This window comes from Bacillus sp. MUM 116 (assembly GCF_001866655.1).
GTDB lineage: Bacteria > Bacillota > Bacilli > Bacillales > Cytobacillaceae > Neobacillus.
The window spans coordinates 1-16428 of sequence record NZ_MLYR01000084.1; the positions used below are offsets into that span (position 1 = coordinate 1).

Genomic DNA, 16428 nt, shown 5'->3' on the forward strand with positions numbered 1-16428 from the left:
CTATTGATTTTAGTTCAAAGAAATACTAGAATAATTTTTAATATAAGAATTTTTTGAATTTTATTTTTTAAAACAAATAAGGGGGATTTTAATCTTATGAAGAAGAAAGTTGGTTCGCTTTCCTTTGTGTTAGCAGGGATGCTGATGCTTGCTGGCTGCGGCAGCAAGGATACGGCTGGAAGTGGGAAAAAAGAAGAGGGTCAAAAGGAGTACAAAATCGGTATTAGCCAATTTGCTGTACACCCATCTTTAGATGCTGCAACTAAAGGCTTTAAAAAAGCCCTTGAGGATCGAGGAATTAAGGTTAAATATGATGATCAAAATGCACAGGCCGATATGAATAATACCCAAACCATTGCTCAAAATTTTGTCGGCAACAAAGAGGATTTAATTTTTGCTAATGCAACACCAAGTGCAACAGCTGCATTGAATGCAACAAAGGAGATTCCAATTGTATTTACGTCTGTAACAGACCCAGTTGGGGCTAAATTGGTGAAATCCTTTGACCAACCAGGATCAAACATTACCGGTACGACGGATAATCACCCGGATGCGACGAAAAAAACAATTAGCTTTATTACAGACGAAGTGAAAGCCAAAAAAATCGGCGTGATTTATAATTCCGGTGAACAAAATTCAGAAGTCCAAGTAAAAGCAGTTAAGGATTTGGTTGAGTCTAAAGGTGCCAAGCTAGTTGAAGTTTCAGTATCTACTTCTGCAGAAGTCAAACAGGCTGCTGAATCATTGGTCGGACGAGTTGATGCCATTTATGTTCCAACGGATAATACCGTTGTATCCGCACTTGAATCGGTTATTTCAGTAGCAAACAGCAAGAAAATTCCATTATTCGTTGGCGAACTTGATTCAATGAAGCGTGGTGCTGTTGCAGCAAGCGGATTTAATTATTTTGACATTGGCTATCAATCTGGTGAAATGGCAGCGGACATTTTAACTGGTAAGAAAAAGCCTTCAGAAATTCCGGTTGAGCTTCCTAAGTCTTTGAAACTTGTAATCAACAAAAAAGCGGCAGAAGCGCAGGGCTTAAAGGTAAAGGATGAATGGAGCAAGCTTGGAGAGTTTTACGAAGGAAAATAATCACTTTTAAAATTGTGCAAATGGGGGAGGCCTTTTTAGGTCTACTCCCAAAATTTTTTACATATAGGTTTCTATACCTATTAAAAAAGAAAGGATGAACTCAATGTTTACAGCCATATTTGGATCATTTGAATCAGGTATCATCTATGCGATTATGGCACTGGGCGTCTATCTTTCCTTTCGAATTCTGGATTTCCCAGATTTAACGGTGGATGGGAGTTTTGTAACAGGAGCAGCGATTTCGGCGGTAATGATTGCGGGAGGAGCAAATCCGTTTCTTGCTACAATCATGGCCTTATTCGCAGGTTTTATTGCAGGCTGTTTGACTGGATTGATCCATACGGTAGGAAAGATAAATAATTTACTGTCAGGAATTTTAATGATGATTGCTCTATATTCCATTAACTTGCGAATCATGGGGAGATCGAATATACCATTATTAAATTCGGACACTTCATTCACAAAAATCAGCAGTCTTTTTGAAAAAACAGGAATTGATTCTTTTTTCAACAACTTACTAACACATGTCGGCTTAGGGGACAGCCTTCCTTCTACATGGGGAATTCTGATTTCGATGATCATTATTACCTTCATCATTAAAGGGGTTACTGATTGGTTTTTACAGACGGAAATCGGCCTCGCCATTAGGGCAACAGGTAACAATAAGCGAATGATTCGAAGTCTTTCTGCCAACACAAATCTTCTTGTTGTTCTAGGTCTGGGTATTTCTAATGCATTAGTCGCTTTCTCAGGGGCTTTAATCGCACAACAGGGTGGATTTGCAGATGTTGGAATGGGAATTGGGATGATTGTCATCGGGCTTGCATCGGTTATCATTGGTGAAGCGTTGTTTGGAACGAAAACCATTGCCAGAACTACACTTGCCGTAATAGGCGGGGCGATTGTTTATCGTATTGTTGTAACACTGGCACTGCGGATTGAGTTCCTGGATCCCGGGGATATGAAATTGATTACAGCCGTTATTGTTTTAATTGCTTTAATTGCACCAAAAATCATTGACGGCTCAAAAGAGAAAAAGCGGAAAGCTCGCAGAAAAGTGGAAAAGATGAATAGTATACGGGCTTCCGATGATTCAATAAGTATCATAGCTGCTTCTGGTGAACATGGAGGTGAAAGTCATGCTGCAGTTAAATCAGATTCATAAAATTTTTAATGAAGGAACACCAGATGAAAAGATTGCCATCGATCAAATCAATTTAAATCTGAAGCAGGGGGACTTTGTCACCATCATCGGAAGTAATGGAGCCGGTAAGTCAACTTTAATGAATATTATATCTGGTGTGATTACGCCAGATATTGGCGAGATTCATATTGCCGGCAAGAATGTCACAGCCATGACAGAATATAATCGTTCCAAGATGATTGGCCGCGTATTCCAAGATCCAATGGCTGGTACTGCACCAAGTATGACCATTGAAGAAAACCTTGCAATGGCTTATTCTCGGAATAAAACAAGAACACTAAGAAGAGGGGTAACCAAAAAGCGCCGAGATTATTTCCGCGAGGTGCTTGAAACATTGCATCTAGGATTGGAAAACCGCCTAACCGCAAAGGTCGGTCTACTATCCGGCGGGGAGCGGCAGGCCCTTTCTTTGTTAATGGCTACCTTTACAGAACCATCAATCCTTCTTCTTGATGAGCATACAGCAGCTCTCGACCCATCAAGAGCGGAGCTTATTACGAATCTTACAAAAGAAATTGTAGATCGATACAAGCTCACGACCTTAATGGTAACCCATAATATGCAGCAGGCCATTGACCTTGGGAACCGCTTAATTATGATGGATAAGGGCCAAATTATCCTCGAGGTCGATGAAGAAAACAAGAAACAATTAACAATTGAAAGCTTGTTACTCGAATTTAAACGGATTCGCGGTGAGCAGATGGCAAGCGATAGGGCGATTTTAGGCTAAATATGGACATGTGAGAATTTTGTCGATAAAAAAATATTTGTCTTTAAAATAGGGGAACAGCCGGTTATTGGCTGTTTCTTTTTTGATTTATAAAGGATTTATCTCTATATTTGTATTGTTTTCTTTATTACCTAAAAGCGTTATTGCTTTACATCCTATTCTTGAGAGGACGAAGACCACTCGGATAAAATGAATTCAGAAAAATAGAAATTTTTTCTTGGAGGTTTTGGTATGGGAGAACATAGAGTGAGAGTGGAACAACTTGTAGATGACTTCTTTCCGGTACGTGACGTTGACTATATTCAAATATATACAGGCAATGCCAAGCAAGCCTGTCATTATTTTTGCAAGGCCTTTGGATTTAAGCCTGTTGCTTATTCCGGTTTAGAAACTGGAAATCGGGAAACCGTTTCTTATGTTCTAAAGCAACGAAATATTCGTTTAATAATTACAGGATCCTACACAGAAAACAGCCGAATTGCTCATTTTGTAAAAAAACATGGGGATGGTGTGAAGGACGTAGCGCTTTTGGTTGACGATGTTGAAAGGGCTTACAACGCTGCGGTAGAAAGAGGAGCTATTGCCATCAATGCACCTTTTGAAACCAAAGATGAAAAAGGAGTCGTAAAAAAGGCCGTTCTTGGTACTTATGGGGATACTATCCATACGTTAGTAGAACGGAAAAATTATCAAGGTGTATTCATGCCGGGTTTTGAACCATATACAAGCGATTTGACAATCAAGGATGCCGGTTTAATCGGTTTTGACCATGTCGTTGGAAATGTGGAGAAAATGGAGGAGTGGGTGGAATACTATTCCAAGGTGATGGGATTTAAGGAAATGAAGCATTTCACTGATAAGGACATTACGACGGAATATTCAGCGCTTATGTCCAAAGTAATGCATAATGGAGGACGAATTAAATTCCCGATTAATGAACCGGCGGAGGGCAAACGGAAATCACAAATTCAAGAATACCTTGAATTTTACAATGGTCCTGGTGTACAGCATCTAGCGATTTTGACAGAAGACATTGTATCCACTGTTACAACGTTAAAAATGAATGGGGTCGAGTTTTTGAAAACCCCAGGATCTTATTATGAGGCATTAGGCGAGCGAATTGGAAAAATTGATGAAGAAATTGAAAAGCTTCGTGAGCTGAACATTCTAGTGGACCGGGACGATGAAGGCTATTTACTACAAATCTTTACAAAACCGATTGTTGACCGTCCAACTTTGTTTGTGGAAATTATTCAGCGTAAAGGGGCACGCGGTTTTGGTGAAGGAAATTTCAAAGCATTATTCGAGTCGATTGAGCGTGAGCAGGAAAAGCGGGGAAATCTATAAAGACTAATTAGAGAGAGTAATATTTTTAAAGGAATCACCATATGGTCGGTAAAAGGGAGGAAATGCTTTCTCCCTTTTTTCAAAGAAAAGTTTTAGGAAGAGTGGTGGATGCAGTGGAAATCATGCCAGAGACACTTGAATGGAAAGAAGCTTATAAGCTATTAGTCGGGTCCATTTTACCAAGGCCCATTGCGTTTGTTTCAACGATAGCGAATGATGGGACAGCGAATGCAGCGCCGTTTAGCTTTTTTACCGCTATCTGTGCCAATCCAATGCTGATTTGTTTTTCTCCGATGCGAAAAGGGACAGAGGGAGCGAAAAAAGATACGTTGGTTAACATTGAAAATACGGAGCAGTTTGTCATAAATATCGTCAGTGAGACGATTGCCGCGCAAATGAATGACTGTGCGATTGAATTTTCTCCTGAAATTGATGAAATAAATAAGACTGGTTTGACAAAAGAACCTAGTAAAAAGGTAAATGTGCCAAGAATCAAGGAATCTCTCGTACATCTGGAATGTGAGTTGTACCAAGTGCTCCATTTTGGGGATCAGCCAGGCGCTGGAAGTCTTGTCATTGGTAAGGTGGTCCATGTACATGTGAACGATGCTCTTTACAGTAACGGCCGAATCAATACGGATAAATTAATGCCTATTGGCAGAATGGCGGGTAACACCTTCACGGACCCGTTAGCAAGAACCTTTGATATGGCAAGGAAGACGGAGGCAGGGAAATGAAGTTTGTAACCTTTGAAAAAAGCGATAAAACAATTCGTGCCGGCCTTTTGGTAAACGATGAATATGTTGTTGACATGTTTGAAGCGGCAAGCAATGAACTTCCTGCTCATTTACTAGAGTTTATCGAACACCATGATAAATATATGAAAAAGGCTGCGGAGCTTTTATCAATTCCGGTCAATGACCATTCCGTATATCAATTAAGAGATATTCGGTTAAAAGCTCCACTTCCTGTGCCGAAGAGTTTTCGTGATTTTTATGCATTTGAACAACATGTAAAAACGGCTCGAGAAAATAGGGGGCTTGAAATGATTCCTGAATGGTACGAGATTCCTGTTTTTTATTTTTCCAATCATCTTGCCATCAAGGGACCAGAGGAGGAGATTGTGATACCTGCTGACTGCGAGTGGCTCGATTATGAACTGGAAATGGCTTGTGTTATCGGCAAAGAAGGCAGGAATATCCCTGCCGAAGAAGCAGACAAGTATATTTTTGGCTATTGTATCCTAAATGATTGGAGCGCCAGAGACCTGCAGCGTAAAGAGATGAAGGTAGGACTCGGACCTGCAAAAGGCAAGGATTTTGCAACTTCGATTGGTCCATGGATTGTCACAAAGGATGAACTTGAGCACCTTAGACTAGGGAAGGGCTTTAATCTTTCCATGAGGGCCCATGTTAACGGTGTACTTCTTTCGGAGGGGAATATGAAAGACATACACTATTCCTTCGCTGAAATGATTGAGCGGGCCTCACAAGGAGTTACTCTTTATCCAGGAGAAATCATCGGGTCAGGAACGGTTGGTACAGGATGTATTCTTGAACTCGGACAGAAGATGCACCGCTGGTTAATGGCAGGAGATCTGGTAGAGCTTGAAATTGAACATATGGGTGTTTTAAGAAATACGATAACATAGGGATAGAAAAGAGGTGAACGGATGTTTTATCGTCAGATGGGGAGGATTCCTCATAAACGTCATACGATGTTTAAAAAGGAGGATGGCACCCTTTATCGAGAGCAGGTAATGGGGACACGCGGGTTTTCGGGAACTCAATCGATTTTATATCATGAATATATGCCAACTGATGTAGTAAAATCGGAATTAAAAGGAAATTATTTACCAGAATATGAGGAACGGGGACATTTGCAGCATCGTCATTTTATTACCAGAAACGTAACCAAACAGGGAAACGCCCTATCCGGAAGGAAATACTTTTTCGGCAATCAGGATTTGTTGATAGGAACTGCAAATGTGACAGAAGAAATGGGAAGTTTTTATCGAAACGGTGATGGCGATGAAATGCTTTTTATTCACCATGGTTCCGGAAAGCTCGAGACGATGTTTGGAACCATCACCTATCGTCCCGGTGATTACTTGGTGATACCCATTGGCACCATTTTTCGAGTGATTCCAAATAAAAACGAGCCGACTAAAATGTTTTTTGTGGAATCCTTTAGTCAAATAACAACTCCAAGGCGTTATCGCAATGAATATGGGCAGCTATTGGAGCATAGTCCGTTTTGTGAGCGGGATATCCGCGGACCAGAAATCTTACAAACGTTTCAACAAAAGGGTGAATTTGAGGTATTAACCAAATCAAGAGGATCTATCCATACACATATTATGGGGCATCACCCATTTGATGTCGTAGGCTGGGATGGGTTTCTCTATCCGTGGGTCTTCAATATCGAGGATTTTGAGCCGATAACGGGGAGGGTTCATCAACCGCCGCCTGTTCATCAAACATTTGAAGGAAATAATTTTGTAGTTTGTTCCTTTGTTCCAAGATTATATGATTATCATCCTGAATCGATACCAGCACCTTATTACCATAGCAATGTGAACAGCGATGAGCTTCTATATTATGTGGAAGGAAATTTTATGAGCCGAAAGGGGATTCAAGAAGGGTCGATTACGCTTCACCCAAGCGGCATCCCGCATGGTCCTCACCCAGGAAAAACCGAAGCGAGTATCGGGAAAAAAGAAACATTGGAATTAGCGGTCATGATTGATACGTTTCATCCGTTAAAGGTTGTAAAATCAGCCGCTGATGTTGAAGATGCCGAATATATGTATTCTTGGGCGGAGAAAAAACAATAACAGTTTTGAACAGCTATATGTAATTAAATGTTAAGCTGTGTTAAATGTCAATGTTGATTTTTGAAACAATTTTGATTGGAGCGGAAGGCGCGAAGACTCCTTTGGGAGTAGGAAGCTCCCCGGACCGCCCACGAACCGCTCTCTCCTGAAGCGGAAATCAACAACTAAGTTTAACAGTGCTTCATTTAAAAGTATTGTCTTTTTTTTGAAAATGTGCGATACTTAATGGGAAATAAAAGAAATTCCATAATTCTAATTCTTATCCAGAGAGGTGGAGGGACTGGCCCTGCGAAACCTCAGCAACCCCTGATGATTTCAGGAAGGTGCTAATTCCAACAGAGTTGACATACTCTGGGAGATAAGAGGTCGACTTCGTATATGCAAAGGCCTCTTATGACAAGAGGCCTTTTTATATTGCATAAAGGAAATGCTGAAGGTATTTAATAATCAAACTTAAGTATTCAGGAACTAAAAGGGGGGAGTATCGTGGAAGAAAACACTGTTTTGCAAATACCTGATGCATATGTAAAAATATTACAAGACTCAAAGCGGATTGGATTCGAGCAGTCATGTGACAGAAAAACAGGTTTTTTGCTAAAGGGATTGGCAGCCTCTAAACCTAGGGGGAATTTCTTAGAACTAGGTACGGGAGCAGGTGCGTCGGCTTCATGGATTGTAGAGGGTATGGATGAACACAGCAAACTTACATCAGTAGATATCGATTCAAATGTCCAATCCATTGCCAGGAAGTACCTCGGGGATGATCAAAGAATATCCTTTTCCTGTGAGGATGGCGCGGCTTTTATTGAAAATCTGTCAGAGCAATTTGATTTTATCTTTGCGGATACGTGGCCGGGAAAATTTGAGTTACTCGATAAAACATTGGATCACTTAAATGTGGGAGGATTTTACGTTATTCATGATTTGCTTCCAGATTGGAGATTGCCGGAAGAATATAAAATCAAAGCGCCTAAACTAGTCCATACACTAAGAAATAGACCCGATTTGGTTATAACTGAAATGGATTGGTCAACCGGGCTGCTATTGGCAATTAAAACCAATGCGATTTAGATGATTTTTTTAAAATTAGTGATTTCAACCACGAATTGTCCAACAATGTTGAACTGTTACACCATGACCGGGCATACTTGTTAGTTGCGAGCATAAGTTGAGTTATAAAAGAGGTGAAATTTATGGACTTGGAATCAATAAATAATACATTAAAAAAACATACACCAATTATTCTAGGCAGCGAGAAGTTTTCCAAATATGCGGTCCTTTTACCACTTATACAAAAAGAGGATGAAATCCATGTCTTATTTGAAGTCCGGTCCATGGAGCTCAGAAGACAGCCGGGAGAAATTTGTTTCCCGGGTGGAAGAATTGATTCAAACGATCTTGATGAAAAAGAGGCAGCAATACGGGAAACGCTTGAAGAATTGGGAATTAAAAAAGAAAATATCACTCGGGTTTATCCACTGGATTATATGGTGTCACAGTTCGGGATGATTATTTATCCCTTTGCAGGCTTTATAGATTGTCCTGAATCCATTCAGCCAAATCCAGCTGAGGTGGGAGAAGTATTTTCCGTTCCGATTTCCTTTTTCCTAAATAACAATCCAGAAATATATAATATAAATTTTAAGGTAGAACCGGAGAAAAACTTTCCCTTGGAGTTAATTCCCGGAGGAGAGAATTATAAATGGCGGACAAGAGGATTGGACGAATATTTTTATATTTACGAAGAAAAAGTTATTTGGGGATTGACAGCTAAAATCCTTTTTCATTTTATTGAGCTCATCAGTTAAATTTTTTCCTTTTAGGAAAACAGTGGGTTTCAATTGTTGAAATTTCACTGTTTTTTTGTTCTAATGGTATTAGTGTCCACTGTAAATAAACAAATGTCCTTAATAGAAGGAAAAAACTATTGATTATTTTCAGAATTAGAATAAAATTAAGATTATATTTTGAGAGATTAGGAGTTGTAAAAAATGAAAGTCGTTAAATTTGGAGGATCGTCTTTAGCATCAGGAAAACAATTACAGAAGGTTTTCCAGATTGTCATATCAGATTCCGAGCGGAAGGTAGTAGTCGTATCCGCTCCAGGAAAAAGATTTTCTGATGATGAAAAGGTAACGGATTTATTGATTGAGTGTGCTGAGTTATCCTTACAAAATCAGAATCCAAAGGAAAAGATAGCTGCAGTGGTTGAAAGATATACAAAAATTGCTGAAGAATTAGCCATTCCTTCAGATGTCATTAAGGAAATTGAGGATGATTTGGAAAGAAGAGTTTCAAGCGATAAAAGTCATCCTGAACGGTTTATGGATTTAATGAAAGCTAGCGGTGAAGATAATAACGCGAAATTAGTTGCAGCTTATTTTCAGTCACAAGGTGTAGAGGCTTCGTATGTAAATCCTAAAGATGCAGGACTCCTTGTCAGCGATGAGCCGGGAAATGCCCAAACGCTTCCGGAATCTTATTCCAAACTAGCTTCACTGCATGACCGGCGTGGAATCCTAATTTTCCCAGGATTCTTTGGTTATAGCAAAGATGGGGATGTGTTTACTTTTTCACGAAGTGGTTCCGATATAACAGGTTCAATCCTTGCAAATGCACTAAAGGCTGATCTTTATGAAAACTTTACCGATGTGGATGCTGTATACTCCGTTAATCCAACATTGGTAAGCACCCCAAAGGAAATAAAGGAATTAACTTACCGGGAAATGCGTGAGCTTTCTTACGCAGGTTTTACTGTTCTCCATGATGAAGCACTTGTTCCGGCATTTAGAGCGGGGATTCCCGTAAATATCAAAAATACAAATAATCCATCTGCACCAGGTACAAGAATTGTCTATGAAAGAGATAATACGAATGGACCTGTAGTTGGTATCGCTAGTGATGAAGGGTTCTGCAGCATTTATGTTAGCAAGTATTTAATGAATCGTGAAATTGGTTTTGGCCGTAAACTTCTTGGTATTTTGGAGGAATTCGGCTTATCTTACGAACATACTCCTTCTGGAATCGATGACATCTCGGTGATTTTAAGAGAGGATCAGCTTGCACCGGGAATGGAGGAAGAGATTAAAAGAAGAATTGAAACTGACCTTAATGCGGATTTGGTTAAATTTGAACACAGCTTGGCTCTCATTATGGTCGTTGGTGAAGGCATGCGCCGAAATGTGGGAACGATGGCGAGAGCCTCAAAGGCTTTGGCAAAGGCAGAAATTAATATTGAAATGATTAACCAAGGTTCATCTGAAGTGAGCATGATGTTTGGTGTAAAGGAAGTCGAAGAAAAAAGAGCTGTTCAAGCCCTTTATGATGAATTCTTTGCTGCTGTGATGGTTTAAAAGTTACATACATCACATTGAGATAAAAGCAGATCTATGTATGAACTGCACCTTTTCAAGTAGACAGTATAAATAAAATTAGGCAATGGCCTTAGTTCGTTTTTTTATCGGGCTAAGGCCATTAAATTTGGCTTGTAAACGTTCTTCATTATTAAACTCATCATTTAAAGGATTCTTTGTTAAAGCAACTTTAATAGTTTAAATGACTAGATTATTATCATTTAGATGTCCGAATACACTAATTAAAATTAAAGGAAACCATTCAAACGTAACTACAACTCACATTTGTAATGAAAAAATCTCCCTAAATGAATAGGGTGATTATTAATTTTGATTTCTTTTATTCGTAATCTATAATTTGAAATGGATAAACAGATATTACGTTTGTATTCTCAATTTTATAAGCTTTTGATTTGTGGATGTGACCGTGTAAAAAGTATTTTGGTTGCTTGGTTTCGATATAATAGTTAAAGGCCACAAATCCCTGATGGGCTGGGTCGAGTTTTAAAGTTTCTTCTGTTGTAGGATTACTGTGTGCTATAAAAATATCTACTGGTTCCAAGTCTTTTACAAATTCGTATACTTCTTCTTCAAAGTATAAAAGGGAACGTTTCTTATTATAGGCAACTGAGCCGTTAAACCCGGCGATTTTTATACCGTTTACTGTAATTAAATTTTGATGAGCATAAATAATGTTAGTATCTTGAAAGTAATCAGAAGCGTCATGATTCCCCAAAACACCTACTTTGGGGCAATTATATATTTTGTCTATTTCTCTTATATCAACAGACTTAATATCACCTAACAAGAGTACCAAATCAGGTGTTATATCAGGGTAATTTCGATAATAACCATGGGTGTCAGAAATAGCGAGTATTTTCATATTTTCCACTCTCCAAGTCATATAGCAGTTCAATTATTCGTTTTAGAAAATATTTTTGTTATTTAATACAGGCTCGGATATTTGAGCTGATGGATGAGAATTTTTCATGCGCCAAATGAGCATGTTAAAATGGAAAACTTTATTGAAATGTTAGAAGCCATTTGTTATTTTGGTATGAGGTTGAACAATCGCTATAGTATTCAAAAGAGCTTCTCCCATTTATTGAGGAGAAAGCCCTTTAGCATTTATCGCAGTTTCCAGGTATGCTCTTTTTGCTATCGCAATACTACACATCCATTCCATTAGCTTTCTATCTTTAGTCCCTATCCATAAAAAACCTTTTCTCCGTCTCCTTACTCTCAGTTTCATATATCTAAATTTTATTTTTTTTCTATCTGATTTTTTATTTTCAATGCTATTTCAAGCGCTTTAGTGGCTTCATGGACTCCTATCAAAGGAGAATGGTTGGATTCGATCGATTGAATAAAATGTTCAATTTCGAGGTAGAGTGTTTCTTTTCGAGGAATCATAATTTTTTCCAGAGTATTTCCAATAGGGTAGGAATGGTTTTCTAATGGAGAAATATCGGATTTATGGTAAATGTATAATTCCTGTGTTAGAAGATTCGTTTTGAGATATCGATCCTTTTCAGTTACGTTTATACTTCTCTTTTTATCTAAAGAAAAACGGCTGGATAATAAAGATGCAAAGCATCCGTTTTCAAAAGAAAGCAAAGCAGAGGCCGCCTCTAATTTTTTTCCATCATCAATGAAATGACCTACACCGGAAACATAAGATACCGGACTATTAACGATTTGTAATAGGATATCAATGTCATGAATCATTAGATCAAGAATGACATCTGTTTCAATATTTCGGTTTGGCACCCCAAATCTCCTAGCCTCTAGTGAAATCACATTTTCCGCGTTGATAAGTTCGACAAGCTGTTTGAAAGCTGGATTAAATCGTTCTACATGACCAACTTGAACAATGGCCGATCCTTTATCTACTATTTTTATTATTTGTTGAGCTTCCTTTAATGTTGAAACAAATGGTTTTTCAACCAAAACATGTTTATCTGCCTTAATTGCTTGCATTGTTAAAGAAAAATGCTGAGACGTATGGACTGCTATAATGACAGCATCGACTGCATGAATGAGTTCAGAATAAGATGAAAAGCTTTGAACTTCAAACGATTTTGCTATTTGTTCACTTTTTTTCTGGTCAATATCAAATACACCTATAAAATCTACATTTTTCATAGTTTGTAGGACTTTACAATGATTAACCCCCATACTTCCAACGCCTGCGACTCCTATTTTAATAAGGGTCATATCATTTCACCAAAAAACTCTTTTATTGATGAAATGATATAGTCTTGCTGTTCTTTTGTCATCATTGGATTGATTGGTAAAGCAAGTATTCTTTTGGAGCAGCTTTCTGATATTGGAAGGCTACCCTCTTTATAACCAAGATGAACAAATACTTCTTGTAGATGGAGTGGTATGGGGTAATAAACTCCTGTTGCAATTTGTTTTTGTTTCAGAAATTGTGCCAATTCGTCTCGTGGTGCGGTCTCGATACAATATTGATGGAAAACGTGTTCCCTATCTTTTCCTACATCTGGGACACGAACTATTCCAGCCAATTTCGCTGTATATTCTTGCGCTAATTCTCGTCTCCTATTATTCCACTCGTCTAACCGTTTGAATTTGACCCCAAGGATAGCGGCTTGAATTTCATCTAACCGGCTATTTAACCCAATCTGTGTGTGAATATAACGCTCTGAACTGCCATGGTTTCTCAGAGATAGTAATTTTCTATATATATCATCATGATTTGTTACGATCATCCCCCCATCTCCATACGCTCCCAAATTTTTGGAGGGAAAAAAAGAAAAACATCCCAGATCACCAAATGAGCCAACTTTTTTCCCTTGAAAGGAGGACCCTATTGATTGACAAGCATCCTCGATTACTCGAAGTCTATACTTACGGGCTATTTTTAAAATAGCGTCCATTTCTGCAGGTTGACCAAATAAATGAACAACGATAATCGCTTTTGTTTTTTCTGTGATGGCAGATTCGATTTGTTCTGGATCCATATTAAATGTCTTAGGATCAATATCGATGAAAACAGGTATTGCTCCGACCCTGGCAATCACTTCCGCAGTTGAAAAAAAGGTAAATGGAGTTGTAATCACTTCATCTCCGATTCCAATATTTAATGCTTCTAAACTTAATAATAGTGCATCTGTACCATTAGCTACCCCTAATGCATGTGCAACACCGATATATTGAGAGATTTCTTCCTCCAGTTTTTCTCCCTTTGATCCTAAAATAAAACTGCTGCTTTCGAAAACTTCCTTGATTGCCTGATTAATTTCAACCTTTAACTTTTCATATTCAGTCTTTAAATCTACAAGAGGAATCATTCATTCTCTCCCCTCTATTTATTTTATTCCTTGAAAAAACCTTATAAATGTAAACATCCTAGTGGAAGTTTATTTAGTAATCTGCATAAGATGGGGGTGGATAATCTGCATGAGATGGGGGTGGATAATCTGCATGGGATGGTGGTGGATAATCTGCATGAGATGGTGGTGGATAATCTGCATGGGATGGTGGTGGATAATCTGCATGGGATGGTGGTGGATAATCTGCATGAGATGGTGGTGGATAATCTGCATGAGATGGGACTGGAAAGTGTGGCGGTATTTTTTTTCCCGGTGGTACTGGCTTTCCCCACCAAGTTACTATTCCGGGTTTTGGACTTTTTCCCTTTCTTGGATGATGATTTTTTGTCATTTTTCCATAACCTCTCTTTTTAGTAGCTAATAAAAAATTCTTTTGTCATTATACTAATATGATTCTTAACACTCTTTGGTGTGTAGGCGTTTTACTATAAATAAATGGGTATGAATTAATGTCACCATGGAATATATAAAAGAGTAATATATTAAGAAATTTTGTTCCTTTTAATAGGTTTAGAAGCATTAAATACATTTCATAAAAACGGGTGATATAAAATGAAAATAAAAACGTACACGGATGAATATGAAAACCAATGGGATGATTTTGTCCAAAATTCAAAAAATGGTACCTTTATGCAGCAACGTAAATTTCTCAATTATCACCCCAAAGGGAAATTTCAAGATTGTTCGTTATTGGCATTTGATGATCAAGATCAAATCCTGGCTGTGATTCCAGCAGCAATAAAGAAAGAAGGAGAATCTGTCATTTTTTGTTCTTATCCAGGTGCCTCCCACGGTGGAATTATTATTAACCAAAAGTTTGACACTGCAAAATCGCTAAAGCTTATCCCCATCCTGATTGAACATTGCCGAGAAATGGGTGTAAATGCGATTGAAATGAAAATGGTTCCCCGTATTTACCATTTTTGGCCTTCAGATGAAATCGATTTTTCATTGAGGTATTACGGATTTTCTGCTCACATATCAGAATTAGCGACAGCACTCCCGCTCATGAATTTAGAAAATATAGAGAGCATTATGGAGAAAAATACAGTTAGGAATAAAAACCAAGCAATAAAAAGAGGAGTTACCGTGAAGGAAACTGATAACATCGCTGACTATTGGAGATTATTAGAATCCAATTTAAGAAAAAGACATAACACCCTTCCTACTCACACATATAATGAAATACTTGATCTCATCAAAAGATTTCCAGATAATATAAAACTTTTCTCCGCTTTTTACCAAGAGAAAATGATTGCCGGTGTTTTGGTTTTTATCTTAAACAGTCGGGTATTAAATTGTTTTTATATTTGTCATGATGAAGAATTCCAGCACTTAAGACCATTGAACCTGGTCTTCAGCAGCCTCATTACTTGGGGGTTAAATGCTGGATTCCACTTTGTGGATTGGGGTATTTCCACTGAGAACAAAGGAAAGTCAGTTAATAACGGTTTATTTAAGTTTAAAGAAGGATTTGGAGGACGGGGCGTTTTACGTGAAACCTACAGATTAACTTTAGAAAAAAGGTGATGAATATGAAAATCCTGTTTATAGAAGCAGCAAAACAATATTTATTGGGTCTTCCCTCGGGATTTGAAAAAAATGACTGCAAGGTCAAAGTATTGACAGATATTCAAGAAGAAGAGCTGGTGAAGGTTCTTAAGGAATTTAAGCCCAATTTGGTGGTTACTGCCGGTTGGACAAAAATCCATACCAGTACCAAACTGCAATTACTCCGCAGGCTTCTTAAGAAATATTGTGTGAAACATGCCTATTGGGCAACAGAGGATCCCCGTTGGAGGGAAAAATGGTCTACTTATTACGTTGAAACCACTAAACCTGATTATATTTTTACAATTGACCGTGCTTCTATTCCCTACTACCAAAAACTGGGTTTCTCGGCCCATCATCTCACATGGGCATGTAATCCCGATTTTCACAAACCAAGTGAGCAGCGGAAATCGTTAACTTGCGACATTGCTGTAGTAGCCACTGCTGGTGTGACCTGGAATTCCTACCGTAAAAATAGTGTGCAGATCTTGTTAAAACCATTGATTCAAAAAGGATATGATGTGTCAATTTGGGGGGGACGCTGGGATCAAGTCGATCCTAAAATCATCGGTTTTGACGTGCCTTCAAAATTACTTAGGCAAAAGCTCTCATATACGGAAACAAATGATGTTTATAGCTCTGCAAAAATCGTTCTTGGATTTCAAAACACATTTACAGAACTAAACTCAAGAACATTTGAAGTTCTAGCTGCTAGAGGTTTACTGCTTGCGCCGCGCACCCCTGCCATTGAAGAAATGTTTAAACCTGGCAAGCATCTTGTTTGTTCTTCTTCACCAGAAGAAACTCTGAAGTTAGTTGAATATTATCTTAAAAATGAGGATGAAAGAAAAAAAATTGCCAAAGCAGGTCAACAGGAAGTTTACTCTAATCATACCTACAAACACCGTGCTAAAGAAATATTAAAGGTTGTGGGTAAATCATCATGATAAGGT

At 38.3% G+C, this 16428-nt stretch carries 16 protein-coding genes and 1 riboswitch; of the genes, 13 read left to right on the plus strand and 3 right to left on the minus strand.

All coding sequences use genetic code 11. From position 1 onward, the window contains the following. Positions 1–96 precede the first annotated feature (96 nt). The 10 genes from BIV60_RS19285 to BIV60_RS19330 all read left to right on the plus strand — a co-directional run bounded on the left by BIV60_RS19285 (position 97) and on the right by BIV60_RS19330 (position 10565). The gene (locus BIV60_RS19285; RefSeq protein WP_071357338.1) at positions 97–1095 is read left to right on the plus strand and encodes an ABC transporter substrate-binding protein; all 999 of its coding nucleotides are present in this window, start codon (positions 97–99) and stop codon (positions 1093–1095) included. Between the two features lie 103 nt (positions 1096–1198). After that, on the plus strand, positions 1199–2260 hold the full coding sequence (locus tag BIV60_RS19290) for an ABC transporter permease (RefSeq protein WP_071357339.1): 1062 nt from the start codon (positions 1199–1201) through the stop codon (positions 2258–2260). Further along, the gene (locus tag BIV60_RS19295; protein WP_071357340.1) at positions 2235–3029 is read left to right on the plus strand and encodes an ABC transporter ATP-binding protein; all 795 of its coding nucleotides are present in this window, start codon (positions 2235–2237) and stop codon (positions 3027–3029) included. The genes BIV60_RS19290 and BIV60_RS19295 overlap by 26 nt, the downstream gene beginning before the upstream one ends. A gap of 231 nt (positions 3030–3260) precedes the next feature. Beyond that, positions 3261–4376 carry a 4-hydroxyphenylpyruvate dioxygenase gene (gene hppD, locus BIV60_RS19300; RefSeq protein WP_071357341.1) on the plus strand — a complete coding sequence of 372 codons (1116 nt, stop codon included), beginning with the start codon at positions 3261–3263 and terminating at the stop codon, positions 4374–4376. Between the two features lie 113 nt (positions 4377–4489). Continuing rightward, on the plus strand, positions 4490–5113 hold the full coding sequence (locus tag BIV60_RS19305) for a flavin reductase family protein (protein ID WP_071357388.1): 624 nt from the start codon (positions 4490–4492) through the stop codon (positions 5111–5113). Then, on the plus strand, positions 5110–6027 hold the full coding sequence (locus tag BIV60_RS19310; RefSeq protein WP_071357342.1) for a fumarylacetoacetate hydrolase family protein: 918 nt from the start codon (positions 5110–5112) through the stop codon (positions 6025–6027). Before BIV60_RS19305 ends, BIV60_RS19310 begins: the two co-directional genes overlap by 4 nt. A gap of 21 nt (positions 6028–6048) precedes the next feature. Next, positions 6049–7212: a homogentisate 1,2-dioxygenase gene (locus tag BIV60_RS19315; protein WP_071357343.1), complete on the plus strand. Its 1164-nt coding sequence runs from the start codon at positions 6049–6051 to the stop codon at positions 7210–7212. Between the two features lie 256 nt (positions 7213–7468). After that, a riboswitch (SAM riboswitch) is annotated at positions 7469–7577 on the plus strand. Between the two features lie 121 nt (positions 7578–7698). After that, a complete protein-coding gene (locus BIV60_RS19320) occupies positions 7699–8283 on the plus strand; it encodes an O-methyltransferase (RefSeq protein WP_071357344.1) in 585 nt (194 codons plus the stop codon). A gap of 122 nt (positions 8284–8405) precedes the next feature. Further along, positions 8406–9020: an NUDIX hydrolase gene (locus BIV60_RS19325; protein ID WP_071357345.1), complete on the plus strand. Its 615-nt coding sequence runs from the start codon at positions 8406–8408 to the stop codon at positions 9018–9020. A 183-nt stretch (positions 9021–9203) separates the two neighbouring features. Further along, positions 9204–10565, plus strand: coding sequence for an aspartate kinase (locus tag BIV60_RS19330; protein WP_071357346.1), 1362 nt, complete (start codon positions 9204–9206; stop codon positions 10563–10565). A 340-nt stretch (positions 10566–10905) separates the two neighbouring features. Here BIV60_RS19330 and BIV60_RS19335 read toward each other — a convergent pair whose 3' ends face one another. From BIV60_RS19335 to BIV60_RS19345, 3 genes are all read right to left on the minus strand, one after another. Continuing rightward, positions 10906–11448 carry a metallophosphoesterase family protein gene (locus BIV60_RS19335; RefSeq protein ID WP_071357347.1) on the minus strand — a complete coding sequence of 181 codons (543 nt, stop codon included), beginning with the start codon at positions 11446–11448 and terminating at the stop codon, positions 10906–10908. A gap of 380 nt (positions 11449–11828) precedes the next feature. Next, positions 11829–12782 carry a Gfo/Idh/MocA family oxidoreductase gene (locus BIV60_RS19340; RefSeq protein ID WP_071357348.1) on the minus strand — a complete coding sequence of 318 codons (954 nt, stop codon included), beginning with the start codon at positions 12780–12782 and terminating at the stop codon, positions 11829–11831. After that, positions 12779–13882: a DegT/DnrJ/EryC1/StrS family aminotransferase gene (locus BIV60_RS19345; protein WP_071357349.1), complete on the minus strand. Its 1104-nt coding sequence runs from the start codon at positions 13880–13882 to the stop codon at positions 12779–12781. Before BIV60_RS19345 ends, BIV60_RS19340 begins: the two co-directional genes overlap by 4 nt. 114 nt (positions 13883–13996) lie before the next feature. Between BIV60_RS19345 and BIV60_RS19350 the strand changes: the two genes are divergently transcribed. The 3 genes from BIV60_RS19350 to BIV60_RS19360 all read left to right on the plus strand — a co-directional run bounded on the left by BIV60_RS19350 (position 13997) and on the right by BIV60_RS19360 (position 16422). Then, entirely contained in the window at positions 13997–14278 is a 282-nt protein-coding gene (locus tag BIV60_RS19350) for a hypothetical protein (protein ID WP_071357350.1), read from the plus strand. A 336-nt stretch (positions 14279–14614) separates the two neighbouring features. Continuing rightward, a complete protein-coding gene (locus BIV60_RS19355; protein WP_177177344.1) occupies positions 14615–15454 on the plus strand; it encodes a GNAT family N-acetyltransferase in 840 nt (279 codons plus the stop codon). A 5-nt stretch (positions 15455–15459) separates the two neighbouring features. After that, entirely contained in the window at positions 15460–16422 is a 963-nt protein-coding gene (locus tag BIV60_RS19360; RefSeq protein WP_071357352.1) for a CgeB family protein, read from the plus strand. Positions 16423–16428: the final 6 nt, after the last annotated feature.

Coding starts and splice junctions, on each gene's coding strand:
- BIV60_RS19295 (WP_071357340.1), top strand. CDS start 2,235: ATGCTGCAGTTAAATCAGATTCATAAAATTTTTAATGAAGGAACACCA.
- BIV60_RS19315 (WP_071357343.1), top strand. CDS start 6,049: ATGTTTTATCGTCAGATGGGGAGGATTCCTCATAAACGTCATACGATG.
- hppD (WP_071357341.1), top strand. CDS start 3,261: ATGGGAGAACATAGAGTGAGAGTGGAACAACTTGTAGATGACTTCTTT.
- BIV60_RS19285 (WP_071357338.1), top strand. CDS start 97: ATGAAGAAGAAAGTTGGTTCGCTTTCCTTTGTGTTAGCAGGGATGCTG.
- BIV60_RS19310 (WP_071357342.1), top strand. CDS start 5,110: ATGAAGTTTGTAACCTTTGAAAAAAGCGATAAAACAATTCGTGCCGGC.
- BIV60_RS19330 (WP_071357346.1), top strand. CDS start 9,204: ATGAAAGTCGTTAAATTTGGAGGATCGTCTTTAGCATCAGGAAAACAA.
- BIV60_RS19345 (WP_071357349.1), bottom strand. CDS start 13,882: ATGATTCCTCTTGTAGATTTAAAGACTGAATATGAAAAGTTAAAGGTT.
- BIV60_RS19325 (WP_071357345.1), top strand. CDS start 8,406: ATGGACTTGGAATCAATAAATAATACATTAAAAAAACATACACCAATT.
- BIV60_RS19290 (WP_071357339.1), top strand. CDS start 1,199: ATGTTTACAGCCATATTTGGATCATTTGAATCAGGTATCATCTATGCG.
- BIV60_RS19350 (WP_071357350.1), top strand. CDS start 13,997: ATGGGGGTGGATAATCTGCATGGGATGGTGGTGGATAATCTGCATGAG.
- BIV60_RS19360 (WP_071357352.1), top strand. CDS start 15,460: ATGAAAATCCTGTTTATAGAAGCAGCAAAACAATATTTATTGGGTCTT.
- BIV60_RS19340 (WP_071357348.1), bottom strand. CDS start 12,782: ATGACCCTTATTAAAATAGGAGTCGCAGGCGTTGGAAGTATGGGGGTT.
- BIV60_RS19335 (WP_071357347.1), bottom strand. CDS start 11,448: ATGAAAATACTCGCTATTTCTGACACCCATGGTTATTATCGAAATTAC.